At 40.3% G+C, this 26,570-nt stretch carries 28 protein-coding genes; 5 read left to right on the top strand and 23 right to left on the bottom strand.

The window, feature by feature from the left end:
• Nucleotides 1-19 precede the first annotated feature (19 nt).
• Complete coding sequence (locus tag ALE3EI_RS10895) at nucleotides 20-1,381, bottom strand: NAD-dependent succinate-semialdehyde dehydrogenase (protein ID WP_186988587.1); 1,362 nt, start codon at nucleotides 1,379-1,381, stop codon at nucleotides 20-22.
• Nucleotides 1,382-1,534: 153 nt separating this feature from the next.
• Here ALE3EI_RS10895 and ALE3EI_RS10890 point away from each other — a divergent pair, with 153 nt between their 5' ends.
• The gene (locus ALE3EI_RS10890) at nucleotides 1,535-1,942 is read left to right on the top strand and encodes a glyoxalase (protein WP_186988585.1); all 408 of its coding nucleotides are present in this window, start codon (nucleotides 1,535-1,537) and stop codon (nucleotides 1,940-1,942) included.
• Here the strand turns inward: ALE3EI_RS10890 and ALE3EI_RS10885 are convergent.
• From ALE3EI_RS10885 to ALE3EI_RS10875, 3 genes are all read right to left on the bottom strand, one after another.
• On the bottom strand, nucleotides 1,919-2,650 hold the full coding sequence (locus tag ALE3EI_RS10885) for a DUF3307 domain-containing protein (protein ID WP_186988583.1): 732 nt from the start codon (nucleotides 2,648-2,650) through the stop codon (nucleotides 1,919-1,921). The genes ALE3EI_RS10890 and ALE3EI_RS10885 overlap by 24 nt on opposite strands.
• Nucleotides 2,647-3,315, bottom strand: a complete 669-nt coding sequence (locus ALE3EI_RS10880; protein WP_186988581.1) for a SatD family protein — start codon at nucleotides 3,313-3,315, stop codon at nucleotides 2,647-2,649. Before ALE3EI_RS10880 ends, ALE3EI_RS10885 begins: the two co-directional genes overlap by 4 nt.
• A gap of 165 nt (nucleotides 3,316-3,480) precedes the next feature.
• Nucleotides 3,481-4,164 carry a DUF2461 domain-containing protein gene (locus ALE3EI_RS10875; RefSeq protein ID WP_186988579.1) on the bottom strand — a complete coding sequence of 228 codons (684 nt, stop codon included), beginning with the start codon at nucleotides 4,162-4,164 and terminating at the stop codon, nucleotides 3,481-3,483.
• 75 nt (nucleotides 4,165-4,239) lie between these two features.
• On the opposite strand from ALE3EI_RS10875, the gene ALE3EI_RS10870 reads away from it, so the two are divergent.
• Entirely contained in the window at nucleotides 4,240-4,668 is a 429-nt protein-coding gene (locus ALE3EI_RS10870) for a hypothetical protein (protein WP_186988577.1), read from the top strand.
• Between the two features lie 66 nt (nucleotides 4,669-4,734).
• On the opposite strand, the gene corA is transcribed toward ALE3EI_RS10870, so the two are convergent.
• The 9 genes from corA to hisG are packed head-to-tail and all read right to left on the bottom strand — an operon-like array spanning nucleotide 4,735 to nucleotide 12,860.
• Complete coding sequence (corA, locus tag ALE3EI_RS10865; protein ID WP_186988575.1) at nucleotides 4,735-5,823, bottom strand: magnesium/cobalt transporter CorA; 1,089 nt, start codon at nucleotides 5,821-5,823, stop codon at nucleotides 4,735-4,737.
• A 48-nt stretch (nucleotides 5,824-5,871) separates the two neighbouring features.
• Entirely contained in the window at nucleotides 5,872-6,471 is a 600-nt protein-coding gene (gene hisIE / locus ALE3EI_RS10860) for a bifunctional phosphoribosyl-AMP cyclohydrolase/phosphoribosyl-ATP diphosphatase HisIE (protein WP_186988574.1), read from the bottom strand.
• Nucleotides 6,472-6,481: 10 nt separating this feature from the next.
• Nucleotides 6,482-7,237 (bottom strand): imidazole glycerol phosphate synthase subunit HisF, encoded by a 756-nt coding sequence (gene hisF / locus ALE3EI_RS10855; protein WP_186988572.1) that lies wholly within the window; start codon nucleotides 7,235-7,237, stop codon nucleotides 6,482-6,484.
• A complete protein-coding gene (hisA, locus tag ALE3EI_RS10850) occupies nucleotides 7,231-7,953 on the bottom strand; it encodes a 1-(5-phosphoribosyl)-5-[(5-phosphoribosylamino)methylideneamino]imidazole-4-carboxamide isomerase (protein ID WP_186988570.1) in 723 nt (240 codons plus the stop codon). The genes hisF and hisA overlap by 7 nt, the downstream gene beginning before the upstream one ends.
• 1 nt (nucleotide 7,954) lies before the next feature.
• Nucleotides 7,955-8,536 carry an imidazole glycerol phosphate synthase subunit HisH gene (gene hisH / locus ALE3EI_RS10845; protein ID WP_186988568.1) on the bottom strand — a complete coding sequence of 194 codons (582 nt, stop codon included), beginning with the start codon at nucleotides 8,534-8,536 and terminating at the stop codon, nucleotides 7,955-7,957.
• Nucleotides 8,536-9,672 (bottom strand): bifunctional histidinol-phosphatase/imidazoleglycerol-phosphate dehydratase HisB, encoded by a 1,137-nt coding sequence (hisB, locus tag ALE3EI_RS10840; protein WP_186988566.1) that lies wholly within the window; start codon nucleotides 9,670-9,672, stop codon nucleotides 8,536-8,538. The genes hisH and hisB overlap by 1 nt, the downstream gene beginning before the upstream one ends.
• Nucleotides 9,669-10,721, bottom strand: a complete 1,053-nt coding sequence (gene hisC, locus ALE3EI_RS10835) for a histidinol-phosphate transaminase (RefSeq protein ID WP_186988564.1) — start codon at nucleotides 10,719-10,721, stop codon at nucleotides 9,669-9,671. The genes hisB and hisC overlap by 4 nt, the downstream gene beginning before the upstream one ends.
• The gene (gene hisD / locus ALE3EI_RS10830) at nucleotides 10,711-12,003 is read right to left on the bottom strand and encodes a histidinol dehydrogenase (protein ID WP_186992357.1); all 1,293 of its coding nucleotides are present in this window, start codon (nucleotides 12,001-12,003) and stop codon (nucleotides 10,711-10,713) included. Before hisD ends, hisC begins: the two co-directional genes overlap by 11 nt.
• On the bottom strand, nucleotides 12,003-12,860 hold the full coding sequence (gene hisG / locus ALE3EI_RS10825; RefSeq protein ID WP_186988561.1) for an ATP phosphoribosyltransferase: 858 nt from the start codon (nucleotides 12,858-12,860) through the stop codon (nucleotides 12,003-12,005). Before hisG ends, hisD begins: the two co-directional genes overlap by 1 nt.
• A gap of 285 nt (nucleotides 12,861-13,145) precedes the next feature.
• On the opposite strand from hisG, the gene ALE3EI_RS10820 reads away from it, so the two are divergent.
• From ALE3EI_RS10820 to ALE3EI_RS10810, 3 genes are read left to right on the top strand one after another with little or no spacing between them, the layout of a single operon-like run.
• A complete protein-coding gene (locus tag ALE3EI_RS10820; RefSeq protein ID WP_186988559.1) occupies nucleotides 13,146-14,141 on the top strand; it encodes an OmpA family protein in 996 nt (331 codons plus the stop codon).
• Nucleotides 14,142-14,145: 4 nt separating this feature from the next.
• The gene (locus ALE3EI_RS10815; protein ID WP_186988557.1) at nucleotides 14,146-14,727 is read left to right on the top strand and encodes a hypothetical protein; all 582 of its coding nucleotides are present in this window, start codon (nucleotides 14,146-14,148) and stop codon (nucleotides 14,725-14,727) included.
• A 1-nt stretch (nucleotide 14,728) separates the two neighbouring features.
• Entirely contained in the window at nucleotides 14,729-16,480 is a 1,752-nt protein-coding gene (locus tag ALE3EI_RS10810) for a sodium:solute symporter family protein (RefSeq protein WP_186988555.1), read from the top strand.
• A 49-nt stretch (nucleotides 16,481-16,529) separates the two neighbouring features.
• Here ALE3EI_RS10810 and ALE3EI_RS10805 read toward each other — a convergent pair whose 3' ends face one another.
• The 10 genes from ALE3EI_RS10805 to lpxD form a co-directional block, all read right to left on the bottom strand.
• Entirely contained in the window at nucleotides 16,530-17,345 is an 816-nt protein-coding gene (locus ALE3EI_RS10805; RefSeq protein ID WP_186988553.1) for a prohibitin family protein, read from the bottom strand.
• Between the two features lie 16 nt (nucleotides 17,346-17,361).
• Nucleotides 17,362-19,395, bottom strand: coding sequence for a VWA domain-containing protein (locus ALE3EI_RS10800; protein ID WP_186988551.1), 2,034 nt, complete (start codon nucleotides 19,393-19,395; stop codon nucleotides 17,362-17,364).
• 102 nt (nucleotides 19,396-19,497) lie between these two features.
• Nucleotides 19,498-20,244: a 3-oxoacyl-[acyl-carrier-protein] reductase gene (gene fabG, locus ALE3EI_RS10795; RefSeq protein WP_186988549.1), complete on the bottom strand. Its 747-nt coding sequence runs from the start codon at nucleotides 20,242-20,244 to the stop codon at nucleotides 19,498-19,500.
• 164 nt (nucleotides 20,245-20,408) lie between these two features.
• Nucleotides 20,409-21,281, bottom strand: coding sequence for a succinate--CoA ligase subunit alpha (gene sucD / locus ALE3EI_RS10790; protein ID WP_186988547.1), 873 nt, complete (start codon nucleotides 21,279-21,281; stop codon nucleotides 20,409-20,411).
• A gap of 105 nt (nucleotides 21,282-21,386) precedes the next feature.
• A complete protein-coding gene (locus ALE3EI_RS10785) occupies nucleotides 21,387-21,800 on the bottom strand; it encodes a nuclear transport factor 2 family protein (RefSeq protein WP_186988545.1) in 414 nt (137 codons plus the stop codon).
• Nucleotides 21,797-22,735 (bottom strand): UDP-3-O-(3-hydroxymyristoyl)glucosamine N-acyltransferase, encoded by a 939-nt coding sequence (locus ALE3EI_RS10780; RefSeq protein WP_186988543.1) that lies wholly within the window; start codon nucleotides 22,733-22,735, stop codon nucleotides 21,797-21,799. Before ALE3EI_RS10780 ends, ALE3EI_RS10785 begins: the two co-directional genes overlap by 4 nt.
• An 8-nt stretch (nucleotides 22,736-22,743) precedes the next feature.
• Nucleotides 22,744-23,310: an elongation factor P gene (efp, locus tag ALE3EI_RS10775; protein WP_186988541.1), complete on the bottom strand. Its 567-nt coding sequence runs from the start codon at nucleotides 23,308-23,310 to the stop codon at nucleotides 22,744-22,746.
• Nucleotides 23,311-23,343: 33 nt separating this feature from the next.
• Entirely contained in the window at nucleotides 23,344-24,129 is a 786-nt protein-coding gene (gene lpxA, locus ALE3EI_RS10770; RefSeq protein ID WP_186988539.1) for an acyl-ACP--UDP-N-acetylglucosamine O-acyltransferase, read from the bottom strand.
• A complete protein-coding gene (locus ALE3EI_RS10765; protein WP_186988537.1) occupies nucleotides 24,130-25,536 on the bottom strand; it encodes a bifunctional UDP-3-O-[3-hydroxymyristoyl] N-acetylglucosamine deacetylase/3-hydroxyacyl-ACP dehydratase in 1,407 nt (468 codons plus the stop codon). It lies immediately after the preceding gene.
• Complete coding sequence (gene lpxD, locus ALE3EI_RS10760; RefSeq protein ID WP_186988535.1) at nucleotides 25,529-26,554, bottom strand: UDP-3-O-(3-hydroxymyristoyl)glucosamine N-acyltransferase; 1,026 nt, start codon at nucleotides 26,552-26,554, stop codon at nucleotides 25,529-25,531. Before lpxD ends, ALE3EI_RS10765 begins: the two co-directional genes overlap by 8 nt.
• Nucleotides 26,555-26,570 lie beyond the last annotated feature (16 nt).

Below are 26,570 nucleotides of genomic sequence, written 5' to 3'. Positions count from 1 at the left end.
TCACTATACGTGGGGCTTTTTATTTGTTTATAAAAATAGTTTTTCGGTTTAAAAACTCTCGTATTCCGTGCTCGCTCAACTCCCTACCATAGCCGCTTTCCTTAATACCCCCAAAGGGTAAACGCGGATCGCTCTTTACCAACTCGTTGATAAAGACGGCTCCCTCATTAAAACGGTAAGCGATGTCTTCTGCGGCTTTTATATCTTTGGTGAATACCGATACTCCTAATCCGAATTTCGAGTCATTGGAAAGCGCTATAGCTTCATCCAGCGTTTTAAAGGTTGAAACCGATAATACCGGCCCGAAGGTTTCTTCATTGAACACAGGCATTTTAGGTGTGACATCAGCCAGTACGGTGGGCTCAAAATAGGCGTTTTGTCGTTTTCCACCGATGAGGACCTTGGCTCCCTTTTTAACCGATCGTTTCACCTGCGATTCAAGGTCTTTGGCAAGGTCTTCTCTGGCTAAGGTACCAATGTACGTATCTTCATCTGCGGGATCGCCACTTTTCAACTCCCTCACTTTTTTTACTAGTCTTTCAATGAATTCTTCTGAAATAGAGCTATCTACCAATAACCGTTTTCCTGCGATACAACTCTGACCCGTATTTTGAAATCGTGCCTGAACACAAGTGTCGACCGTAGCATCCATATCACAGTCCTTTAACACTACCAACGCATTACTTCCTCCCAGCTCCAGCACGGTTTTCTTGATCATTCTTCCGGCTGCTGAAGCTACTGCGGAGCCTGCGGGGCCACTTCCTGTGAGTGTCACAGCCTTGACCATTGGATCTTCAATGATCGCTTCAATGGAATCACTTCCAATAAGGAGTGTGGAAAAACAATTAGCAGGGAATCCGGCCCTTTTAAACACTTTTTCTATATTCAATGCCGAACCAAATACATTGGAGGCATGTTTAAGTATGCCCACATTGCCCGCCATTAACGCCGGTGCGGCGAACCGAAAGACCTGCCAGAACGGATAATTCCACGGCATTATGGCCAACACCACTCCAAGAGGTTCATAGCTGCAATAACTCTTAAATGCATCGGTTTTTACGATCTCATTCTTCATGTGTTCCTTTGCATTTTCGGCGTAATATTCGCAAACCCAGGCACATTTCTCAATTTCGGCGATGGATTGAGCGATGGGCTTCCCGATCTCGGCCGTCATAGTTTTCGCGTATTCTTCCTTATTCTTTTTTAGCTCTGAAGCAGCCGCCAGCATGAGCTTTTTTCTCTCGGTGAACGACGTTTCTCTCCAGGAGTAAAATCGGTTATCGGCATTTTGAAGTATTTCAGAAATTTCTTTCTTAGTATGGGTTTTAAATGATTCTATTTCCTTCCCGGTATATGGGTTTATGGAAGTAACGGTGCTCATGTTTTTCTTTTAAAAGTATGGAATACCGCGTCAACATTGGAATGTTTAAGAGGAATTTAACTGAAAAACTGTTGAAAACATAGTTTATAACTTCTGAAGCGATGAGCTTCTAAAAGAGCGGCAATTCCTACTTTTATTAAAACCCGCTCACTTATGGATTCCCGTGATATTTCCCTCTTAGAACTCAGACCCGTAATTGCTTCAGCCATAGTGAATGATTCAATGTCTGCAGACGAAGTGTTTCAGAACCGGACTTTGCGCCCGGTGGCAAAGCTTCAGAATGAATTATTAGTGGCCGTTTTCAGAAATTATATTGCCAAACACAAGAATGTGTTTTATGATCTTTCCCTGGAAAAGCGCTTTGATTACGTCGAGAATGCCATCCACAAGGATATGAAATTCAGAAATTCACTAAAAGGCATCATCATTGGTCAATTTACCGTTGAGGAATACGAAATCTACATTCAGAATTCTTCAGCATTAAACAAACGAATGATGAATATAGTGAAGGACAGGATCAAAAACAATATACAACTGCTAGAATACGAGTACGCGCATTAAAAACCCAATTATAATGGTGAGCGCGAAGCTCATTAGGGTTCCTATAAGCACATATTCGGTTTGCTTTCGTGCACCGCTTTTACTCTTATCACTAAACCTTAGAATAGATTTTGCAGCGATTAAAAAGCCAATGGCCGAAAAGTTATCGGTCATAATAAAAGTAAGTACCAGAATACGTTCAAAGATCCCGATATAGCGCCCTGCTTTTTCGAGACTTGAGAGTCCGTCCTCCTGAGCTATTTCTTCCTGCCAGCGCTGTGTAGCCTTCCCTATAATAAACCCTATAGGAAAGATCACAATTACATAGCCAATGATATAAACTAACGCAGTCTTAGTGGTAAAAAGTGAACCGATAAAAGGAATCACTTCGCTAAAATTTTCAGTTAAGTACAACCAGATCCCCAGTAAAACAAGCAGATGTAAGAATTGATCCCACAGGAAATAGTGCAAAGAATCCTCTTTTTGGTGAAGTTTCCAGAGGTCTATTAAGAAATGTGTTACCGAAATGATCACAGGCACCATCCACATACTCCAATCCTGAATGATCACATAAGTGATTAGTCCTGCTAAAATGGAGTGAATGTATAAGAACGGAGAAGCTGCTTTTTTCTGTTGTTTTTGCGTTACCAGCGACTGGGTTTGCAGTAAAAAATCGGTGATCACATGAGCCAGTAACAGCTGTAATGCTAGGATAAGTTCAGGATTCATATAAAGTGTTTTTTAGCTATTTGGGAATAGCGTTCTAACAATAGTTTAATTTCATCCCAACCTGCGGCCTTTTTACGGTGATTTATAGCGGCCTGACTCCGATCCAGTTTGTGAGCGATGTCCTGCTCTTTTAGATTATTAATTAAATAATAGACCACCTCTGCAGAGGCGATGGACCATCGATCGGTGGTAGCATCCAAAAATTTGAGATGTACTTTAAACTCTTCGTTAATTTCACTATTTGCAGTGGTTAGGGCCATTTTTGTCCCTTCAGATTTCATTCCGTCCAGGGTACGTCCTGAAAACTGAAAAGCTTCTCCATTTCCCTCTACAATGGAGTCTTTTTCGTATTCAGCCTCCCCTATTCCAATAGAAATACGTACATCGGCAGAAGGGATGGCATTTTTTGGACGATCTTCCACATTGGTATAACTGCTTACGGCTGTCTTGATCTGAAAGGCAATAGTAAGTGCCAGTTGCGGATTTTCAATGACGCCTTGAAAGCTATCGCCTCGAAATAATGAAAAATAGATCTTTTCTTCAGGATATTGTTTTTCAATAACCTTGAATTCCTTCTTTAACACCTTGAGCACCGAAGTCAGTGTTTTAGGTTCATACTGAGACGAGTTTATCAAGTCGCCACTAATTACCGCTATTTTTTTCATCGATCGTTTCTAAATTATAAGTAAAAAGACTAATAATTTCAGAATATAAGCCCGTAGACTTATAAAGAATGATTATAAGCCTGTAGACTTATAAAAAGCAATTATAAGCCAAAAGACTTATAATAACAAGAATTTTTGGTTAAATTATACGTATTTGATTGTTTTTCAGTGTTCAATCGTGGAAACTCCGTTGAGGTCGGTGGTTAAAACTTCGCTCATATAGTCGAAAAAAGGACGAAGAAGCTTAAAATGATACAGTAAATTATCTTTAAAATTAGTTGAAAACACCTCCGAGTCTTTAAACGGATGCACAACAAAATAGCTTTTATGTCTTATAAGGTCAATATTAGGATCTTCTTTACTGAATCCTTTGGGAGCCGTTTTAACAGGATCGCGTTCTACAAATCCGTCAAAGGCCTCATTAAAATCCTTTTGTTCGAAAATCTTACGGATGGGAGCGGCGTCGGTTTCAAATTCTTTGCGAATCCGAAGCAGATCTGCAGGATTAGGATCGAAAAATCCGCCGGCCATAAAGGTATTCCCGGGCTCTAAACGTAAATAGTAACCGCCCCTGCGGTGCTCTCCTGCCCTACTAAAGCTCACACTGCGATGAACATTATAGGGTGTTTTATCCTTACTGAATCTAATATCGCGGTTGATTCGAAAAATTTTCACTTTCGCGATCTCATCGGTTTCATTGAGCCCGGATTCTACAGCTTTATAAAATTCTTTTAATAGCTTTTCATTGTTCTGATACTCCTTTTTGTGTTCCTGCATCCAGTCACGATGATTGTTTTCTCTAAGATCATTCAGGAAGTTAAAAGCAGATTTTGGAACAGATACACTCATAGAGGAAGGGTTTGATCTAATAAATATAAACTAAAATACGTATTTTTATAAGGTACAACTCTAAAACCAATGAATATGACAACTAACAAACCCAACACAGGATTTTGGATCATAGCGGTGCTCGCGCTATTGTGGAACTTAATGGGAATTTATCAATATTTGCTATCTACCGTATTGGCAGATTCATTAACAGATATGATTTCGGCGGAAGAACTAAATATCATCAACAACATGCCATCCTGGTACAGCTATGTCTTCGCGATCGCAGTATTCGCGGGAGTCTTAGGCTGTCTTTTTCTGCTACTCAGAAAGAAGTTAGCCATTACTTTATTCGGAATTTCTTTGCTGGCTTTACTAATCCAAATGGGATACTGGTTATTTGGAACAGAGATCATGGATATTCTTGGTCCAACGTCCGCTATAATGCCACTCATAGTGATAGCCGTAGGAATATTTTTGTATTTCTACAGTAAGGGAGCCGCACAAAAAGGCTGGTTGAGATAATACTGACTTACTCTATACAATGAACTAAAAAAGGATCGAATAAATTCGATCCTTTTAATTTGGATTTTAGAGCCATTTTTTACGTTTAAAGTAGTACAACATCCCGAGGAAAACCAGGATCATTAGCCCCCATAAAACAAAATATCCGTATTTATATTGGAGTTCGGGGATATAATCGAAATTCATTCCGTAGATTCCGGCCATAAACGTTAGGGGTATAAAAATAGAGGCCATAATGGTTAATACCTTCATGACTTCATTCATTTTGTTACTAATGGTAGTCATGTACATATCCATGAGACCCCATATCATTTCCCTGTAGATATCAACACTTTCACTAACCTGTATGATATGATCATAGAGGTCGCGAATATAATTATGAGTCCGCTCATCGATTAGTTTAGAGTCTATTTTTTCCAATCGATTTATCACTTCCCGCAACGGTAATATCGCTCGTCTTATACGGAGGATCTCTTTTTTTAACTCCTGTATATCCTGAGTAATATCATCTTTAATGTTGTCATCAAACAACTGATCTTCAAGAACTTCTATCTTTTCACTTAACGTTTCAATTACGCTGAAATAATTATCCACAACGGCATCGAGTAAGGCGAACATAAGGTAATCGGCTCCGGCGGATCTTATACGTCCCTTTGCATTTTGAAGACGCTCTCTCACACCGTCAAAAACATCTCCATCGGCTTCCTGAAAGGTTACCACATAGTCACTGCCCAATACCATACTCACGTGTTCATTAACAAATTCTCCGTCTTCATTATAGTGTAGCATTTTAAATACCAAAAAGAGGTAATCTTCATATTCGTCGATCTTTGGCCGCTGATTGGTAGTGACAATATCTTCCTGAATTAGCGGGTGTAAATTATAATGATCCCCTATTATTTCAATTTCGGGGGTATTATTAAGCCCGTTAATGTTACTCCAGGTGATGTTGTCGGTCTCTTCAAACTTAAAGGCATCCTGAATATCTTCAGAATCCAACCTTATATAATGATCCTTGGAATAATCTATAAGCTCAATTTTTGTAACAAGAGATTGCTTTTTACCTGTGTATTTGACCGTACCCGGAATCTCATTTTTATGAAATCGCGGACGTATATTCGTAATAAAAGGCTTCCTTTTTCTTTTTTTGGCCATAGATCGAATGTGAGATTGTAAGATTAAAGATAGAAAATCTAATATAAGTTATTTCTGTCTTTCGCTTAAAACATCGACAACATTTTTTAGATCGCATCCTTTCGCCCGCAGCAAAACCAAAAAATGAAATAAGAGATCGGCGCTTTCATTCAGAAACTCGACTTTATCGTCATCCTTAGCAGCAATCACTACCTCTACAGCCTCTTCCCCTACTTTTTGTGCCATCTTATTAATCCCTTCAGAAAACAGTGATGAAACATAGGAATTCTCTGTGTTCTTGCCGTGCATTCTTGCCTCAATAACAGCTTCGAGTGTGTCGAGAAATACTAGTGTACCTTCATTAGACTTCCCCCAACAGGAATCTGTTCCTCTATGACAAACCGGGCCCGAAGGATTTGCCATGACCAACAAGGTGTCTGAATCGCAATCGGTTGAAATTTCTACCAAGTCCAGGAAATGTCCGCTTTCTTCCCCTTTAGTCCATAGCTTATTTCTACTTCTGCTAAAAAAGGTTACTCTTCTCGATCGTTTGGTTTCGTTATAAGCCTCTTCATTCATATATCCCAGCATAAGGACTAATTTGGTATTGGCATCCTGCACAATAGCCGGCACTAATCCATTGTTATTTTTTGAAAAATCTATTTCCATATTTTGAGTTCTAAATTCGTATTGCTATTCCTTGTTGTTTTAAATTGGTTTTTAGCTTCGGAATGGTTATTTCCTGAAAATGAAAAACACTTGCAGCTAAAGCTGCGTCGGCCTTTCCGCGTATAAACACATCGGTAAAATGTTCGTAACTTCCGGCACCTCCTGAAGCAATTATTGGAATATTTACGGTTTCTGAAAGTTTTTTAAGCGTTTCGTTGGCAAATCCGTTTTTAGTCCCATCGTGATCCATAGAGGTAAACAATAATTCCCCTGCCCCACGTTGCTCAGCTTCCAGGGCCCAATCAAACAGATTTAATGAAGTCTTTAGTTTTCCACCGTTAAGGAAGACCTTCCAAATACCATCTATTAGTTTTGCGTCGATTGCCACAACGATACATTGTGACCCATATGTTCCGGAAAGTTCATTGATGAGCGCAGGATTCCTAATTGCCGCAGAATTCACCGAAACCTTATCGGCTCCACTGTCAAGTAGCTCCTTAACGTTCGCCACAGAGCGAATTCCACCGCCAACTGTAAATGGAATATTCACCGCTTCAGCTATGCGCAGAACCAGGGACGATAAAGTTTTTCTGCCTTCATCTGTTGCCGATATATCTAAAAAAACCAATTCATCGGCACCTTTTTCAGAATATATCTTTGCCAGATCCACCGGATCACCGGCATCTCTCATATTTAGAAAGTTTACACCCTTTACAGTTCTTCCATTCTTAATATCAAGACAGGGAATTATCCGTTTTGCTAACATGATATGTATGATTCTAATTGTTTTAAAGAGATACGTCCTTCGTAAATCGCCTTCCCTATTATGGCTCCCTTGCAACCGATCTTAGACAGCCCTACAATATCGTCCATCGATGTAATTCCACCGGACGCGATCAACGCCAAGCCATCAACCTTATTTAGCAGATCCTTATACAGTGCCGCAGAGGGCCCTTGAAGCATCCCATCCTTTTTGATATCGGTACAGATCACTTCATGAATTCCAAGGAGCTTGTACTTTTTTATAAAAGGAATTAGTTCAACTTCTGTAGGTTCAAGCCATCCGTTAACAGCAATCTTCTTATGGTTAACATCGGCTCCAAGAATGATCTTACCCGGACCAAATCGTTCAATCCATGCTGTAAAGAGTCCCGGGTCTGTAACGGCAATACTTCCTGCCGTGATCTGGCAGGCACCAGAATTAAATGCGGTAACCGCATCGGCCATAGATTTCAGTCCACCACCAAAATCAATCTGTAGGTTCGTCTTTGTCGCGATCGACTCCAAAACTCCGGCATTTACAATTCCCTTGCCTCTGGCACCATCAAGATCTACGAGATGTACATGGCGAATTCCGTGGTCCTCAAACATTTTCGCGACCTCTAGCGGATGTTCATTGTAAACCTTCTTTGTGTTATAATCTCCTTTGGTGAGCCGAACACATTTTCCTTCAATAATATCGATTGCAGGTATGATCCTCATTTTACAGTGTTAAAAAATTATTTAATAGTTGGGACCCGGCTTTTCCGCTTTTTTCGGGATGAAACTGAAATCCATAAAAATTATCCTTTTGTAAGGCCGATGAATAATTCGTATCGTAGAACGTAGTGGCGATGGTTTGTTCACAAAGGGGAGCATAATAGCTGTGCACCAGGTACATATATTCTCTTTCTTTAATCCCTTTAAACAACAGGCTATTCAAGCTTTCTATCTCGTTCCATCCAATTTGAGGAACCTTTACTTTTTGAGAAAAACGAATAACATCCACATCAAAAATGCCCAAGCCCGTGGTATTTCCTTCTTTGGTACTTTTGCATAGCAATTGCATGCCTAAACATATTCCTAAAACCGGCTGCTGCAAAGTTGGAATAACCTCATCCAAGCCATTTTGTTTAAGCTGTTGTAACGCATTGCTTGCTTCCCCTACACCGGGGAATATTATCTTGTCTGCGTTGCGTATTTGCTCTGCAGAGCTGCTTAGCTTTGCTGAATAACCCAATCGTTCGATGGCAAATTTTAAGCTCTGAATATTTCCGGCACCATAATCTATGATCACTATATTCATTACAACATTCCTTTAGTGGTGGGTAATATCATTTTATCCTGATCGCGATTTACCGCGGCTCTAATTGCTTTTGCAAATGCTTTGAATATGGCTTCAATTTTGTGATGCTCATTCCTACCTTCTGCTTTTATATTCAAATTCGCGTTTGCCCCATCGGTAAATGATTTAAAAAAATGATAAAACATTTCGGTAGGCATTTTACCAATCATTTCTCTCTTAAATTCAGCATCCCATACCAACCAATTTCTTCCACCGAAATCCACAGCAACCTGTGCAAGGCAATCGTCCATAGGCAAACAAAAACCATATCGCTCAATTCCTGCTTTGTCTCCCAGCGCTTTAGTAAATAATTGACCCAGTACGATAGCGGTATCCTCTATGGTGTGATGCTCATCTACCTCCAAATCCCCGTCCACGTGTATACTAAGGTCAATTTGACCGTGCCTTGATATTTGATCCAGCATATGGTCAAAGAAGGCAATACCTGTATTAATATCACTCTTACCTGTACCGTCCAGATCCAATGCCATAGTAATTTCCGTCTCATGTGTCTTTCTTGATAATTGTGCCCTTCGTTTTCCCTGAGTCAACAACTCACAGATCTCCTTCCAATTATTCGTTTCCAATACGATGGTCTTCTCTAATTCCAACTTATCTATCTTAACCTCAGACGCACCCAAATTGTTTTGGTTATTGATATAAATACCTTTAGCTCCCAGATTGACAGCCAATTCCATATCAGTTAAGCGATCTCCGATCACATAAGATTCCTTTAAGTCATAATCTTTGGTAAAAAAGTGCTGAAGTAAAGCCGTTCCCGGTTTTCTGGTTGGTTTATTATCATTGGGGAAAGTCCTGTCGATCACAACTTCCTGAAACACGATTTCTTCGTTCTTAAGGGTACTTAAAACAAAATTATGAGCCGGCCAGAATGTATCTTCAGGAAATGAATCAGTTCCCAACCCATCCTGATTGGTGACCATCACTAGTTCAAAATTCCCTTGCTCGGCAATTTTATTCAGTGAACTAATCATTTTGGGGTAGAATTCAACTTTTGAGATATTGTCAACCTGAAAATCTACCGGCTCCTTTATTAAGGTTCCATCCCGGTCTATAAATAGTACTCGCCTTTTCATATATCAATAGCTTTCAATTCGTTCAATAGTTTATCGTTTTCCTGTGCCGTTCCTATGGTGATCCGTAAACAATTATTACAATGCACTTCTTGACTTCGGTTTCGAACTACAATTCCACGATCCAGGAGTTGTAAATATCTTTTTTCTGCGTCGTCCACTCTCATCAAAATAAAATTGGCATCACTGGCATATATTTTTTGAACATAAGAAACATTCAATAACGCCTTGCACAATTGTTGTCTTTCACTTCTAGTGGCATCTATTCGGTCATTAATATCCTCAAAACCCTTGAGTTTTTTGCAGGCATATTGCTGGGTGAGTTCGTTAACATTATAAGGCGGTTTAACACGATTCAGTGTAGAAATGATTTCTTCCGAAGCAAAACACATCCCTAATCGAATTCCGGCCATTCCAAATGCTTTTGAAAAGGTTTGAACTATTATAAGGTTAGAGAATTTACTTAGCTGGTTGATAAATCCGTCATGTTCAGAAAAGTCAATATATGCTTCATCGATCACGACAATTCCTCTAAATTGTTTTAATAACCGAATGATATTTTTATCCTGAAAGCGATTTCCAGTTGGGTTATTTGGTGAACAGAGAAAAAGTACCTTCGATTGGCTATTCTGTGACTTCAGAATGTTGTCAACATCGGGTTCAAACTTAGATGTCAGCGGAACCTCAATATTTTCGATATTATTTATTCCAGCCAGTACGTTATACATCCCATAAGTGGGTGGCAGAGTGATCACATTATCGATTCCGGGTTCACAAAATACCCGGAATATCAGATCCAGCACTTCGTCACTACCATTGCCTAGCAAAATAGAATTGAGGTTTACCCCTTTAAGTTTTGAGATCAATGCCTTAAGCTCCCGTTGTTGTGGATCGGGATATCGGTTTACCTCCGACGAATACGGGCTCTCATTTGCATCCAAAAGAACCATTTCGCGAGTCGTTTGGCTGAATTCTTCACGCGCCGAGCGGTAAGGAATTAAGTCTGCAATGGCAGGTCTCACCAGTTCTAAAATCGAATTTTTATCTTTCATTTCTAATATCATTTAATCGAATTGTCACTGCATTCTTGTGTGCTTGCAATCCTTCTGCTTCTGCCATGAGCTCCACAATATTTCCTATATTCTGTATTCCTAATTTGGAAATTTTCTGAAAAGTGATCTGTTTGGTAAAACTATCCAAGTTCACTCCCGAATATTGTTTTGCAAATCCATTTGTTGGTAGGGTATGGTTTGTACCTGAAGCATAATCTCCAGCACTTTCAGGCGTGTAATTTCCAATAAATACCGACCCGGCATTTCGTATATTCTCTAATATAAATTGCTCGTCTTCAGAAATTACTATACAGTGTTCGGGTGCGTATTCATTAATAAATTCAATTGCTGTTGACCTGTTTTTAATCTGAATAAATCTAGAGTGATTTAGTGCTTTCTCTACGATCGATTTCCGGGGAAGTGACTGAAGCTGAGCACTCAACTCAATAATAACGCGATCCAAAAGTTTCTTTGATGGAGAAAGCAGGATTACCTGACTATCGACACCGTGTTCTGCCTGACTCAACAAATCGGAAGCCACAAAAGCCGGTTTGGCCGTGTCGTCTGCATAGACCAGCAACTCTGATGGTCCGGCGGGCATATCTATAGCGGTTTTATATCGGGTGGCCATTTGTTTCGCAGCGGTGACAAACTGGTTTCCGGGGCCATAGATCTTGTAGACCTTTGGAACCGATTTCGTCCCCAGTGCCATAGCCGCAATCGATTGAATTCCACCAACCTTGCAAATAATTGAGATACCGCACAATTTAGCAGCATATAACATTACCGGATCAATGAGGTTATTTTCTTTAGGAGGAGTACACATAACTATGGTTTCGCAACCTGCAAGTCTTGCAGGAATCGCCAGCATAAGAATTGTTGAAAATAAAGGAGCTGTCCCTGAAGGTATATAGATCCCCACCTTTTCTATAGGCCTTCTTTCAGTCCAGCAGTTCACTCCAGGAACGGTTTCAACCCTACTATTTTTTGACAGCTGTGCGCTGTGAAAGGATTCAATATTCATTTTTGCCTGTTGAATTGCCTGTTTCAGCTTATCGGGAACTTGCGACACTGCATTTTGAATTTCTGCTTCTGTTACCTGAATTTCCTTTACTGAAATACCATCGAACAGGGCTGTATAATTTCGAACTGCATCGTCTCCTCTTTTTTGGATTTCAGAAAACATATCATTTACCAAATCGTCCAGGTCTTTGACCGCATACTCCGGACGAGACACTATCGATTCCCATATTGCTTTCTCCGGTTCCATTATTATATTCATCATAATACCATTTTTTCAATAGGACAAACCAGAATTCCTTCTGCTCCATGTTGTTTTAATTCTTCTATCACTTCCCAAAACACATCGCGGTTTACTACAGAATGAACACTGCTCCATCCTGCCTCGGCCAATGGAAGAATGGTAGGGCTCTTCATCCCCGGAAGTATTTCCACTATGGCCTCGATTTTATTGTTTGGAGCATTAAGCAGCACATATCGATAGCTGCGACCTTTTAAAACCGATTGTATTCTAAAGGCCAATTGTTGTAAAAGTTTGTCTGCTGAAGACTCCAATTTTGGTGAGACAGCAAGAACAGCTTCACTTTCCATGATGACTGCTACTTCCTGAAGATTATTTTTAAACAGGGTACTTCCACTGCTCACTATATCACAAATTGCATCTGAAAGTCCGATGTTAGGCGCGATCTCAACGCTCCCGTTTATAATATGCAACTCAGCTTCCAGACCCTGCGACTCCATGAATTTTCGAGTAGTTTCGGGATATGACGTGGCAATTCGCTTATTCTGAAGATCTTGAATATCACTATACTCAAATGATCTGGGAACAGCGATAGATACCCTGCATTTTGAAAACCCGAGTTTTTCCTTCACGATGATATCGATCCCTTTTTCCACGATAAGATTTTCTCCAATTATCGCACAATCCACGACGCCATCCATGAGATATTTTGGGATATCGCCATTTCGCAAATAGTAGATTTCCATCGGGAAGTTTTTCGCAGTTGCTTTAAGTTGATCTCTTCCATTATCTATTGAAATACCGCAGTCTTTCAGCAACCTAAGAGACTCATCGTGAAGCCGACCCGATTTTTGTAATGCAATTTTTAATTTTTTCATAGTTAATTTTTAGGCATAAAAAAACCCGTTTGATTAGCTCAAACGGGTTACGGATATTTTTAAAATTTACAAATACCTCATCACCTCGCGTGAGCGAAGAATGAAATATGATGATGTAAATTTGTGTTTCTCATTGTACGGGACAAATGTAAACAAAATATTGTTCAAAATTTTGTGGAAAAGAAGTAATATTTTACTCACAAATCGAAAATATATTTTATAGATTTGTTAGAGTCCCGTGTTTTATGAGCTAAACGGAGTAACAAACAACCTATTACCCCCGCAATGAAGAATTTTTTAATAGCCTTCGCCGTTTTTTTGGTATGGTCTTTTTTTGGGTTATGGTTGTATTCCCTTCTCCAGCCTAAAAAAGAAATGGCGCTGGACACTTCAATAACGACAGCAGCTGTGCAATCAGATTCGGTGGATACTTCAGCAATTGAAAAAACCCTTATTCCTAAAGATTCTATTTCTATGATTCGAACGGAAGGCGATTCCCTGATATTGAGTTCCGAAAAAAGACTTTCAGAAAGCATTTCAAAAACCGCCCTTAAGGCCACAACTGCGGAAGACGACATCCTGTTTTTATACCCTGAAGGAATCTCAATCAATAAAAATAGTCCCGAGATCTATGTTCCGGAGTCTGCAAAAGATTTTAAATACCGACTAAATAGTTATTTGATCGAACACCCTGATATGGAATTGCATATACTCTCTCTCTACAGTGCTACCGAAAATATTCAATCGCCAAATCTCGGTATTCAAAGGGGAAATAAAATAAAGCAATTGCTAATGGAAATTGGTATTCCAAGAAATAAAATCGTTGTAAAACCCATTATCAAAGAAATAGATTTTGATCACAAAGGAAATTATGAGAATAGTATTTCTTTTTTATTTAAACCTCTGGATCAGGCTAGACTGGCAACCTTAAAAAGTAGGATCCCTGAGCCCGTTACCATATATCCCAAATATTCATCCAGCGGAATCCTTGTTAACGAGGAACTTACCAACCTTTTAGCACAGGTAATTCGAATTGTTCAGGAAAAACCCGATATTACCATAGAAATTACGGGACATACCGACAATGTAGGGAATGACACCGACAATTATATTGCAGGCCTGGATTATGCCAGACAAGTACGCTGGTATCTTATCACCAAAGGTAATTTGGATAGAAAACAAGTGATCGCTTCCTCTAAGGGAGAATCGGATCCTATAGATACGAATAACTCGCAGCGCGGTAGAGAAGCTAACCGAAGAATAGAAGTAAAATTTTACTAACTGTATGATTGAGCAAATTAACATAACAGAATTGATATCAGATTACGGCGGAATTTTTGCTCTTATGTTAAGTACGTTCTTGATCGGTTATTTTGCAGGATCCATACTGCAGAAAACAAAAGCAAAAAAGGTAATTAAGACCCTGCAGAGTGAAATAAACAAACTTCGAACTCCTAAAAAAGTTCATGACATCGAAACTATCTTTACCGAAATTAAACCTAAGATCCGTGAAATGGTAAAGGAAACACAAGAAGAAGAGCGAACAGTCACAGTTTCCCCTTCCGAAGAAGTAATCGCAGAAAAGACGCGTACCAGCTATATTACCTATACGAAGAATAAGCCAGAACTCAATTTTGACAATTTTGGATACTCAAGTCCTGCTGAAAAAGACGATTTAACCCGTATCATGGGAATTGGGCCCTATATTGAACAAAAACTCAATGAGATAGGCATTTACACCTACGATCAGATCAGCCAGTTTACCGATGAGGATATCCGCACTATCACAGAGCTTATCGATTTCTTCCCCGGACGAATAGACCGCGACAATTGGGTGGGTCAGGCTAAGGCCATAAAAGTTTCCTGATATGAAATTAGATACGCTGGACTGGATCCTCATTCTCTCCTTTTTTGTCATATTCTTAATCATAGGTCTTGTTGTTGCAAAACGTTCGGGTAAAAACACCAGTGAATTCTTTCTCTCCGGACGAAATATGCCATGGTGGTTACTTGGAATTTCGATGGTAGCAACCACATTTTCTGCCGACACCCCTAATCTGGTTACCGATATTGTTCGCCAAAACGGTGTTTCGGGGAACTGGGTATGGTGGACCTTTCTCATCACAGGGATGCTTACCGTATTTGTGTATGCAAAGCTTTGGAGACGATCGAAAGTTTTAACCGACCTACAGTTTTATGAACTGCGTTACAGTGGTAAGGAGGCTGCTTTTTTGAGGGGATTCCGGGCCATTTATCTCGGTGTCTTTTTTAACGTGATGATCATGGCATCCGTGTGTCTGGCTGCCATAAAGATTGGAGGGATTATGTTTGGACTGGCACCATGGGAATGTGTTCTTTACGCTTCGGTTATTACGGTGGCCTATAGTTCAATTGGTGGACTTAGAGGCGTTATTTTTACAGATTTCCTACAGTTTATCGTAGCCATGATAGGTTCGGTATGGGCGGCGTATTACATAGTGAATATGCCCGAAATTGGAGGATTACAAAATCTTCTCGCTCATGAAAATGTGACCGATAAGCTTAATTTCCTACCCGATTTCAACGACACTAAGTCTCTAATGGTCTTGTTGATCATACCCATTGCGGTTCAATGGTGGAGCGTTTGGTATCCCGGAGCGGAACCCGGTGGTGGTGGTTATATTGCACAGCGAATGCTTTCAGCAAAGGACGAAAAAAACGCCATTGGCGCTACCCTACTGTTTAATGTAGCTCACTACGCGCTGCGCCCTTGGCCTTGGATCATTATTGCGCTGGCCTCCTTGGTTCTTTATCCGCAGCTTTCAGATATTGGAGCTGAATTTCCAAATGCCGTGTTGGGACATGATCTGGGATATTCGGCTATGTTAACCAACCTGCCCGCAGGATTATTAGGATTGGTGGTGGCATCGCTCATAGCGGCCTTTATGAGTACCATATCCACACATCTCAATTGGGGCTCCTCCTATATTTCACTCGATTTTTATAAGCGTTTTATAAAACCTGAAGCTACCGAAAAGGAGCTGGTACATATAGGCAGGTTGTCTACTATAGTTCTAATGGTCCTTGCTGCGGCCCTGGCCTTATTGCTTAGCAGTGCACTTAGTACTTTTGAGATATTGTTACAAATTGGTGCCGGTACGGGATTGATATTTATCCTGCGCTGGTTCTGGTGGCGCGTAAACGCTTATAGTGAAATTGCAGGGATGATCGTCTCCTTTATTGTGGCGCTAACGTTTGAATTTACAGACCTCGGGCTTGAAGGCCACGAAAAACTTATTTATGGAGTTGCCATTACAACCGTGAGTTGGATCGCAGTTACACTGTTAACACGGCCTACCAACACAAAGACTCTGGCAAATTTCTATAATTCGGTGACACCTTACGGTATGGGCTGGAAACCCTTTAAGGAAAAGGCTCAAAGCGAGAACATTTCTTTAAAGACTACACACGATGTTTTTACCGTGGATCTGGCTTCTATGTTATTAGGCATACTTTTCGTTTATACCTCACTATTTGGAACGGGTTATATAATCTACGGAAATTACACCGGAGCAGCCATTTTATTAGGTATAGCGATTCTATCGGCGATACTGATCTTTAAACTCTGGAAACGCAAATAAAAAAGCCGCCTCATTGCTGAAGCGGCTAAATTATTTGTTATACGTAACATTAATTATCGCCCAGTATAAGCGGCAATCCACTGTCTCCGGAGCCTATCACCACAACTTTCGAGTTAGGAGATTTAGACAGCTCCAGAGTGGCTTCAATACCCTTATCCTGAAGGATCTTGTCGGTTAAAGACGCACTTAGGATACGGTTTGCATCGGCTTTACCTTGGGCCTCAATGATCACTTTTTCTGCTTCCTTGGCAGCAGTAACTAAACGGAATTCATATTCCAGAGACTCTTGTTCCTGCTTTAATTTACGTTCAATCGCATCTTTAATGGTTGGAGGTAATGTAACATCACGAACCAACACTTCATTTAATTGAATGTATTGGTCTTCCACGATCTTTTTTGTTTCTTCAAAAATTTCCTGTTGGATGGCATCACGTTTACTTGAATATAATTGTTCGGGGGTATAGCGTCCTACTACACTTCGGGCAGCCGACCGAATAGCCGGAAGTAAAACACGCTCTTTATACATTTCACTTTTTTCTTGATGTAATTTTCCCAAGCTTGTAAAGTCTGGCTGGAACCAAACCGATGCTTCTAATTTTATATCCAATCCATTAGATGAAAGAACATTCATCTTCTCAAGAATTTCTTGTTGTCTTACCTCATAAATGAACACTTTATTCCAGGGTGCTACCAGATGAAAGCCCTCGCCTAAGGGAGGCTTGTCGGTAACAACACCATCATCAAAAGTCTTATATAGTACTCCGGCTTCTCCGGAACCAATGGTCACCGCAGATTTTGCGATTAAAATGATCAATATGATTATAACAATAATTACGGGAATCCCGATTTTTGGTAATTTATCCATGTTTAATATTATTTAGTTAAATAAGTCCGTTGTATTTTCTAATAAACCATTCTGAAGCAAGTGACAGAACGATAAGCGCAAGAAGATATTTCCAATCGATCAAAGGTACAGTTTTTTGTTCGCTTTTCTGCACTGCAGTGAATTGATCGTTAGCCAACAGATCTGCTATGAGATCATCGGTTTCGGTAATAAAATAAGAACTTCCTCCCGTATTGGTCGCAATACTTTGAAGTTTTGTTACATCGGCGTTTAAGAACTGTTGTTCTACATTAAAATCAAGTATGGTAAAGTTACCACTTCGTGCTACCGCTTCATCCTGAACTGAAATCGTATAACGATATTCTCCCGCCGGAAGGGTGTTTAGATCGACATCGTAATAATTGTTCTTTAGCAAAAGTGGAAAAACAGTACGAGCCTCGGTTTCTGTATTCACCACAGAAATAGTCAAGGATGCACGCGGGTCGAATACGAAATTCTTGTCAAAATACTGAGCCGAGATCCGTATTGGATTGTTGTTGTAATAAAAAGTCTCACTACTAACTTCTAATCGGCTTCTACGTTTGTTGGATGCAAGATACTGAACTGTTTTCCCAATAAAATTGTCAAATTCCTGAAAACCCTCGGTTAATAAAAATGATTGAGCCCGCCATTTCCAAAGTCCTTCTCCATCCAGAATGGCAAACCGTCGGTTATCGATCTCCATAGTGGCCATCATGGGGCTTTCACTGGAAAAGCCGTTGATCTCCTGCTCCAGGATGATTTCATGCGGAACTGTAACATTAAGCCCTCCAAAACGCGTTTGTAGCGGAGGAAGGTCGTTAAAACCTATATCCTCTATGGCAAATGTTCCATAGTTTAAATTGATGCGAGCTGTAACATCTTCTGTTTGACCACTTACTTCTTTGTTGAAATTTTCCTGAACGCTATTTAAAAAATTCCAATCGGTTTGCAATCCGGTGATAAACATTACATTTTTCTTGAGTTTTTCTATTTCTGAAAAGACCGAAGAAAAGCTCCGATCCGGCTGATAAAGTACAATAAGCTGATGATCGTTAAGCAGAGGAATTGCTTCCGAAGGTTTTTTGAAACTTACAGTTCTCTGTTCATTGCTGCTAATAGACTTGCCTAAAGACCCCAGATCGGGATGGATCATATCGCTCACAACAAGCACATTGGTTGCCTGATCGATCACTTCAACTGCAAATAATTTAAAGTTATTTACCGTATTCTTTTCGTCCTCAAGTGGCGCGATTTGAGCCGTATATTTTTGAAGTCCAACTGCGGTAGCCGGTAACGTAAAGGACAGCGTCTTTGTATTCTCAGTTTCGCTGAATGAGATCGTTTCCCTGAACAATGTCGCTGCGCCTTGTGAGATCGAAAATTGGGAGGTTGCTGTTCCGTTACCGCTATATACCAAAATCACCTCAACCGGAAATTGATTCTTCAGAAAAGCATAACGGTTGGTGTTGAGCTGTTCTATCTTTAAGTCGGTATAGGTTGTTGAATCCCCCAAAATTACGGGAAACACGGGGTTTCTAAACGTGCTTACACTAAATTGATAGTCGGTCCCCAATGTCTGATTCCCATCTGTGATAAGAATAGTAGGCGCGATCTCGCTATCGAATATTTCATCTACCGATCTTAGCGCTTCAGAAATTTTGGTGTTTCGTTCATTAAATGAAAGCGAATCATTTTCAGCAAAACCACTTCCGAAGGAATAATACGAAATATCGAATTTATCACTTAAAGCCGAATTAGACATTAACCGTTCTATAAGCTGTTGCACATTTTCATCCTGACCTAATTCCCTAACCGAAGCCGAATTATCGATGATCACCGGAAGCTTTGGTTTCTCTATGGTATAGGTTTCACTTCTAAATTTAGGATTGATAAGCAATAAGAGAATAGAAAAAATAGTAATAAAACGCAATATCCCGAACGTCCATCGAAGCCCATTGCTGTGTTTCGATTTATAACCATACATAAACACCGTGACTCCCAGGGAGATCACTATTGCAATTACAATGTACAAAATGGTTTCGGCCGTCATTAATAGGTGATGTGCTATTTAGTGGATTACGTTGTTGCAGCATTCTTTAAACATGAATTTCCACAGATAATTGTAAACCTATGCGTCTTTTCTGAATATAATTTAGGTTAACATTCCACCGTCAACATTCAGCACTTGCCCTGTAACATAAGAAGATAGGTCACTGGCAAGAAAAACACAGGCATTGGCAATATCTTCGGGAGAACCCCCACGCTTCAGAGGAATGGCATCTCTCCAGCTTTGCACTGTGGCTTCATCTAATTTTCCGGTCATTTCGGTTTCAATAAAGCCGGGAGCAATTGCGTTACAGCGAATATCACGTGACCCGAGTTCGAGAGCTACCGATTTGGTAAAACCGAGTATTCCTGCTTTTGAGGCGGCGTAGTTCGTTTGACCGGCATTACCCTTCACTCCTACTACAGAGCTCATATTAATGATAGAACCCTTTCGTTGCTTTAACATAGCTCGCTGCACAGCTTTAGTCATATTAAAAACCGACTTGAGGTTGACTTCGATCACCTGATCGAAATCTTCTTCAGAAATACGCATTAAAAGATTATCCTTCGTAATTCCGGCATTGTTGATTAATATATCGATACTTCCAAATTCTTCTAACACATCTGCCGCTAATTGTTGAGATTCATCGTAGTTGGCGGCATTACTCTTATAAGCCTTTACTTTCACACCTTTGGAGGAAAGATCGTCGGCCAAAGCTTCGGCAGCTTCAGCAGATGAATTATATGTAAAGGCCACATTGGCACCATGATCCACAAAGACTTCTACAATACCCTTTCCAATACCCCGGCTTCCTCCGGTAATGATCGCTGTTTTTCCTTCTAATAGTTTCATATTCTGAAGTTATAAATAGTGAGTTGATTATTCGTTTCTAAGAGATAAAAAAAGCTGAAAAGCCCGTGAATCCCTGTGTTTCAAATATAGGAAATCACTTCGGCTTTGCCATAAAAAAAGCCCTGCTATTTAGCAAGGCTTCTTCCTGTATATTCAAAATATCTTTAATTTAAAACTTCGGCCACTTTCTTGCCTATTTCGGCCGGTGAATCCACTACATGAATTCCACATTCTCTCATGATCTTCTTTTTAGCCTGAGCCGTATCATCACTTCCTCCAACAATCGCTCCGGCATGACCCATAGTACGTCCTGCTGGCGCAGTTTCTCCGGCTATAAATCCGACAACAGGTTTTTTGCTGCCACTGTTCTTATACCATTTTGCTGCATCGGCTTCCAGTTGACCTCCAATTTCACCGATCATCACAACCGCTTCGGTCTCCTCATCATTGATAAGCATTTCAACCGCTTCTTTTGTAGTAGTCCCAATAATTGGATCTCCACCAATACCAATGGCTGTAGTTATTCCCAATCCCTGCTTTACAACCTGATCTGCTGCTTCATAGGTGAGTGTTCCCGACTTGGAAACGATACCAACTTTCCCTTTTTTAAATACAAATCCCGGCATGATCCCAACCTTCGCCTCTTCCGGTGTTATCACCCCCGGACAATTAGGTCCAACAAGGCGGCAATCTCTGTCTTTGATATAGCTAGCAGCTTTGATCATATCTGCTACAGGTATTCCTTCAGTAATGGTTATGATCACTTTAATTCCGGCATCGGCTGCTTCCATAATGGCATCGGCTGCAAATGCAGGAGGAACGAAAATTATGGTAGTATCGGCACCGGTTTCTTTTACAGCTTCTTCCACAGTATTAAAAACAGGTTTATCCAAATGCTTCTGTCCTCCTTTTCCCGGGGTGACCCCTCCTACTACATTGGTTCCGTATTCGATCATTTGTTCGGCGTGAAACGTACCTTCACTACCTGTAAATCCCTGGACAATAATTTTTGAATTCTTATTTACTAAAACACTCATGTTTTGATCTATTTAAGCTGAATTTGTGATGTGTAAAAAAACTTTTGGTGATTGCCATTAAGACGCGGCAAATATACTTTAAATCCTATCGATTTTAAAAGGAATCTAAACTTTTACCCTATGATAGGATTCAGAGGTATCATCTCGGTCTGTGACCGGCTGACTTACTTGATGCCCGCGATATAATTTTCCGTCTTTAATTTCCCATATGGCGATAAAATGAGCAATTCCTAACTCTTCATCGGGGTTTTCGATCGTCCTGATATAATATTTATATCGTATTGTTACGTGACCACTGTCTTCCAAAAGATGACTTACTTCAATTCGCAAATCGGCGTACGTACGACGTATCTCATTAAAAAATGCGACGATGTCGTCGTAATTCATAATGGTTAGTCCGTTAGAACTATTCCATATAAGTACCAGTTCGGGATGAATGTATTTATTTAAGACCGATTCATCCTTTAAAATATTCGATCTGTAAAATTCTCTAACTACCTGTTTTGCTGAAGTACTCATTGTAATTTATCAAGTTTTTCAATTATATCGGGAATTAAACGAATAGAAGCCAACTCCTTGTATTTTTTTCTGAATTCATCTGCCGGAGTCCCAAAATAAGACTTGTGACCGGGCAGTGATTTACTTACACCACTTTGAGCAGATATAACGGCCTTTTCGCCTATAGTAATTCCACTTGTAATTCCCACCTGCCCCCAGATCGTAACAAAGTCCTCAATAAGGACACAACCGGCAATACCAACTTGCGAAGCTATAAGACATCGGCTTCCAATAACAGTATCATGCCCTACATGCACCTGATTATCCAACTTTGTACCCTCGCCGATAACTGTAGACGCACTTACACCGTTGTCTATGGTACACAGCGCTCCAATATCAACATTATCCTGAATAACCACGTTTCCTCCACTCAATAATTTGTCAAATTTTTCAGGACGATTCTTATAATAAAACGCATCGGCTCCTAAAACCGTTCCGGAATGGATAGTCACATTGTTACCGATTACCGCATTGTCGTAAATGCATACATTAGCATGAATAACACAATTCTCTCCAATCCTAACATTATTTCCAACAAATGCGTTGGGTTGTATCACGGTGCCCTCACCAATTACAGCAGTATGCGATATTGCCGTCTCCGAAGGCGTAAAAGGCCTGAAATGTCGTGTTAAGGTATTAAAGTCCTTAAAAGGATCTTCAGAAATTAACAGTGCTTTTCCTGGCGGGCAGTCCACAACTTTATTAATTAGGATCACCGTTGCCTGAGATTGTAATGCCTTGTCATAATATTTGGGGTGATCGACAAAGACGATATCCCCCGGCTGAACCACATGAATTTCATTCATCCCCAATACAGGGAAGTCTGCATTACCAACAAAATCGCAGTCTATGATAGTGGCAATGTCCTGTAAAGTTAATGGGATTGGAAATTTCATGACTAAAATTATTCTTTAATTCGTTCCTGATACTGACCCTTTTCAGTATCGATCCTGATCTTGTCACCTTCATTAATAAATAAGGGTACGTTCACAGAAGCTCCGGTTTCTACGGTTGCAGGTTTCGTAGCGTTTGTTGCTGTATTCCCTTTTACACCCGGTTCGGTTGCCGTCACTTCCAGAATTACATGTGGGGGCATTTCAACCGATAAAGGTGCATTATCTTCCGAATTGATGATCACAGTTACGATCTCACCTTCTTTCATTAACTCGGGAGTATCCAATGCATCCTTAGCCAGTCGTATCTGTGTATAATCTTCGGTGTTCATGAAATGATAGAAGTCGCCTTCGTTGTATAAAAACTGAAATTTATGGGTTTCAACGCGAACATCATCGATCTTATGTCCGGCAGAAAAAGTATTGTCGATCACTTTACCCGTGGTAACACTTTTGAGTTTTGTTCTTACAAAGGCAGGGCCCTTTCCCGGCTTTACATGAAGGAATTCGATGATCTTATAAATGTCGTGGTTGTAGCGTATGCACAATCCTTTTCGTATATCTGACGTATTAGCCATAGTTTTTTACTTGTATTTTTATTTTTTCTGAAATTAATTAGAGCTGAAATATCCTTTCATTATTCCTCGTTTGGAATTTTTTATAAACTGAAGGATCTCATCGCGCTCCGGAGTTGCTTCCATTTCGGCTTCAATAATTTCTGAAGCCTGAGTATTGTTGTAGTTTCTTTGGTACAGTATACGGTAAATATTCTGAATTTCCCTGATCTTATCCGGGCTAAAACCTCTTCGGCGCAAGCCAATAGAATTTATGCCTACGTAGGATAAGGGTTCGCGAGCGGCCTTAACAAAAGGCGGCACATCCTTTCTCACTAAAGACCCTCCTGTCACAAAAGCGTGATTTCCAATCATACAAAACTGATGTACTGCTGTCATTCCCGCCAAAACCACATAATCCCCTACAGTAATATGCCCGGCTAGTGTACTGTTATTGGAAAAGATACAGTTATCGCCCACGATACAATCATGAGCTATATGACAATACGCCATGATCCAGCAATTCTTACCAATCACAGTTTTGCCGCGATCTACCGTTCCACGGTTAATCGTTACATACTCTCTTATTGTGGTACCATCTCCGATTTCGGCCGTGGTGTCTTCATCCTTGAATTTAAGATCCTGAGGAATCGCAGAGATCACAGCTCCGGGAAAAATGTTACAGTTCTTTCCTATTCGGGCTCCCTCCATGATCGTAACATTAGAACCAATCCAGGTGCCCTCACCAATTACGACATTGTTGTGGATGGTTGTAAATGGTTCGATCACCACATTTTTAGCGATTTTCGCGCCCGGATGGACATATGCTAAAGGTTGATTCATTTAATTATTTTTTGTTTTAACAATTTGTGCCATTAACTCGGCTTCTGTCACCAACTTATTATTTGCATAAGCATTACCTTTCATATGCACTATTCCGCGGCGTATAGGAGTAATCAATTCCAGATTAAAAATAAGGGTATCTCCCGGATTTACCTGTTGCTTGAATTTTACGTTGTTGATCTTCATAAAAAAGGTTAGATAATTCTCGGGATCGGGAACCGTGCTTAAAGCCAGTATCCCTCCGGTTTGCGCCATGGCTTCAACTATAAGAACACCGGGCATTACGGGAGCACCCGGGAAATGACCCACAAAGAAGGGCTCGTTCATTGTTACGTTTTTTAAGCCAACTACATGGGTATCTGACAGCTCAAGGATCTTATCAACCAGTAAGAACGGAGGCCTGTGCGGCAACATTTCCATAATCTGATTAACATCCTTTACAGGGGTTTGAGTAATATCGAATGTAGGGATCTTATTCCGGCTTTCCAGTTTTATAATCTTGGAGAGTTTTTTAGCAAACTGTGTGTTTACATGGTGGCCGGGCTTATTAGCGATCACTTTACCACGTATTCTTGTCCCAACCAGGGCCAGGTCTCCAACAACATCCAGTAATTTGTGACGGGCTGCCTCATTTGGATAATGAAGTGTCAGATTGTCGAGTATTCCATTCGGTTTTACTGAAATCTGATCTTTTCCGAAGGCCACTCTAAGCTTTTCCATGGTTTTTGGAGACAATTCTTTGTCTACATAAACAATGGCATTATTAAGATCTCCACCTTTGATTAAGCCGTGTTCGAGTAACATTTCAATTTCATGTAGAAAGCTGAAAGTTCTGGCATCGGCAATTTCATCTTTAAAATCGGATATATGCTTTAAGGAAGCATTTTGAGTTCCTAACACTTTAGTGCCAAAATCAACCATAGTAGTCACCTGGTATTCGTCTGCAGGCAATACCGTGATCTCACTCCCCGATTCCTCATCGACATAGGAAATCACTTCCTTAACAATATATTCTTCACGGTCTGCTTCTTGCTCTACGATTCCTGCTTTGGCGATCGCTTCAACAAAAAATTTAGAAGAGCCGTCCATAATGGGCGGTTCTGAAGCATTTAATTCAATGATGCAATTGTCTACTTCCATTCCAACCAGGGCGGCCAATACATGCTCTGAAGTCTGAATTTTAACTCCAAGTTTTTCCAGGTTTGTGCCACGCTGTGTATTTATTACGTAATTCGCGTCGGCTTCAATAACCGGACTCCCTTCAAGATCTACCCGCACAAAGGCATATCCGCTGTTTTCTGGAGCAGGTTTAAAGGTTATAGTAACCTGTTTTCCTGTATGCAATCCAACCCCGGTCAAGGAAACTTCCTTACCTATAGTTCGCTGTTTTTCCATACAATTACTCATTCTTTTGGTTTTTTTCAAAAGTATTAAATCGTTCTATTATTCTGGGTAAATTCTTGAAGTGAACATAGCTCTTGTTATAATCACCATAATTTAATGCCGGAGATCCCTGCAACGTCTCGTTATCCTTCACATTCCTACCTATTCCACTTTGTGCCTGAATCCGTACATTATCGCCTATCACTATATGACCTACAATACCAACCTGACCTCCTATCATACAGTTCTTCCCTATTTTGGTAGAACCGGCAATTCCTGTTTGAGCGGCGATCACGGTGTTTTCGCCAATCTCGACGTTGTGAGCGATCTGGATCTGATTGTCAAGCTTCACTCCTCTTTTTATTACCGTTGAGCCTAATGTGGCTCTATCGATCGTTGTTCCGGCACCCACGTCTACAAAGTCTTCTATGATCACATTGCCTGTTTGAGGCACCTTGGTATATTCTCCTTTTTCATTTGGCGTAAATCCGAATCCGTCTGCTCCTACTATTACACCGCTGTGAATAACGCAATTGTTTCCAATTGAAGACTCAGAATATATCTTAGCACCCGCAAAAACAATAACATTATCTCCAATAGTCACATTATCTCCTATATATACATTGGGATAGATCTTTACATTGTCGCCTATTTTAACATTGTCGCCCAAATATGAAAAGGCACCCATATATAGGTTATCGCCATAGGAAGCCGTATCAGAAACAAAAACAGGTTGTTCTATTCCTGTTTTGTTCATTTTCACCTGATTGTAATATTCCAGCAATTGCGAAAAGGCTTTATAAGCATTTTCAACCCGAATTAGTGTGGTAGAAATATTATTTTCGGCAATAAAATCCTTATCTACAATAGTAATAGAGGCTTCAGTAGTGTATATAAAATGAGTATACTTGGGGTTTGCCAGGAATGTTAGGCTGCCTTGAGAACCCTCTTCAATTTTTGCTAATTTCGAAACTTCAACGTCTGCATCACCATCCACCTCACCGTTTAAAATTCCTGCTATCTGGTTTGCTGTAAATTTCATCTGTAGATTTCAGTCA

Origin of the sequence: Constantimarinum furrinae (assembly GCF_014295415.1) — a bacterium.
Classification (GTDB): Bacteria; Bacteroidota; Bacteroidia; order Flavobacteriales; family Flavobacteriaceae; genus Constantimarinum; species Constantimarinum furrinae.
This window is presented reverse-complemented; position numbering and strand designations above follow the sequence as displayed.

Bases quoted from the DNA above. Each gene is read 5' to 3' on its own strand.
- ALE3EI_RS10780 (WP_186988543.1), bottom strand. From the start codon at position 22,735: ATGAAATTTCCAATCCCATTAACTTTACAGGACATTGCCACTATCATA.
- hisD (WP_186992357.1), bottom strand. From the start codon at position 12,003: ATGAATATAATAATGGAACCGGAGAAAGCAATATGGGAATCGATAGTG.
- hisF (WP_186988572.1), bottom strand. From the start codon at position 7,237: ATGTTAGCAAAACGGATAATTCCCTGTCTTGATATTAAGAATGGAAGA.
- hisH (WP_186988568.1), bottom strand. From the start codon at position 8,536: ATGAATATAGTGATCATAGATTATGGTGCCGGAAATATTCAGAGCTTA.
- hisC (WP_186988564.1), bottom strand. From the start codon at position 10,721: ATGAAAGATAAAAATTCGATTTTAGAACTGGTGAGACCTGCCATTGCA.
- ALE3EI_RS10820 (WP_186988559.1), top strand. From the start codon at position 13,146: ATGAAGAATTTTTTAATAGCCTTCGCCGTTTTTTTGGTATGGTCTTTT.
- ALE3EI_RS10765 (WP_186988537.1), bottom strand. From the start codon at position 25,536: ATGAGTAATTGTATGGAAAAACAGCGAACTATAGGTAAGGAAGTTTCC.
- ALE3EI_RS10810 (WP_186988555.1), top strand. From the start codon at position 14,729: ATGAAATTAGATACGCTGGACTGGATCCTCATTCTCTCCTTTTTTGTC.
- hisA (WP_186988570.1), bottom strand. From the start codon at position 7,953: ATGAGGATCATACCTGCAATCGATATTATTGAAGGAAAATGTGTTCGG.
- hisB (WP_186988566.1), bottom strand. From the start codon at position 9,672: ATGAAAAGGCGAGTACTATTTATAGACCGGGATGGAACCTTAATAAAG.
- ALE3EI_RS10870 (WP_186988577.1), top strand. From the start codon at position 4,240: ATGACAACTAACAAACCCAACACAGGATTTTGGATCATAGCGGTGCTC.
- fabG (WP_186988549.1), bottom strand. From the start codon at position 20,244: ATGAAACTATTAGAAGGAAAAACAGCGATCATTACCGGAGGAAGCCGG.
- lpxD (WP_186988535.1), bottom strand. From the start codon at position 26,554: ATGAAATTTACAGCAAACCAGATAGCAGGAATTTTAAACGGTGAGGTG.
- sucD (WP_186988547.1), bottom strand. From the start codon at position 21,281: ATGAGTGTTTTAGTAAATAAGAATTCAAAAATTATTGTCCAGGGATTT.
- ALE3EI_RS10815 (WP_186988557.1), top strand. From the start codon at position 14,146: ATGATTGAGCAAATTAACATAACAGAATTGATATCAGATTACGGCGGA.
- ALE3EI_RS10800 (WP_186988551.1), bottom strand. From the start codon at position 19,395: ATGACGGCCGAAACCATTTTGTACATTGTAATTGCAATAGTGATCTCC.
- ALE3EI_RS10890 (WP_186988585.1), top strand. From the start codon at position 1,535: ATGGATTCCCGTGATATTTCCCTCTTAGAACTCAGACCCGTAATTGCT.
- ALE3EI_RS10895 (WP_186988587.1), bottom strand. From the start codon at position 1,381: ATGAGCACCGTTACTTCCATAAACCCATATACCGGGAAGGAAATAGAA.
- efp (WP_186988541.1), bottom strand. From the start codon at position 23,310: ATGGCTAATACGTCAGATATACGAAAAGGATTGTGCATACGCTACAAC.
- corA (WP_186988575.1), bottom strand. From the start codon at position 5,823: ATGGCCAAAAAAAGAAAAAGGAAGCCTTTTATTACGAATATACGTCCG.
- ALE3EI_RS10875 (WP_186988579.1), bottom strand. From the start codon at position 4,164: ATGAGTGTATCTGTTCCAAAATCTGCTTTTAACTTCCTGAATGATCTT.
- lpxA (WP_186988539.1), bottom strand. From the start codon at position 24,129: ATGAATCAACCTTTAGCATATGTCCATCCGGGCGCGAAAATCGCTAAA.
- hisIE (WP_186988574.1), bottom strand. From the start codon at position 6,471: ATGGAAATAGATTTTTCAAAAAATAACAATGGATTAGTGCCGGCTATT.
- ALE3EI_RS10880 (WP_186988581.1), bottom strand. From the start codon at position 3,315: ATGAAAAAAATAGCGGTAATTAGTGGCGACTTGATAAACTCGTCTCAG.
- ALE3EI_RS10805 (WP_186988553.1), bottom strand. From the start codon at position 17,345: ATGGATAAATTACCAAAAATCGGGATTCCCGTAATTATTGTTATAATC.
- ALE3EI_RS10785 (WP_186988545.1), bottom strand. From the start codon at position 21,800: ATGAGTACTTCAGCAAAACAGGTAGTTAGAGAATTTTACAGATCGAAT.
- hisG (WP_186988561.1), bottom strand. From the start codon at position 12,860: ATGAAAAAATTAAAAATTGCATTACAAAAATCGGGTCGGCTTCACGAT.
- ALE3EI_RS10885 (WP_186988583.1), bottom strand. From the start codon at position 2,650: ATGAATCCTGAACTTATCCTAGCATTACAGCTGTTACTGGCTCATGTG.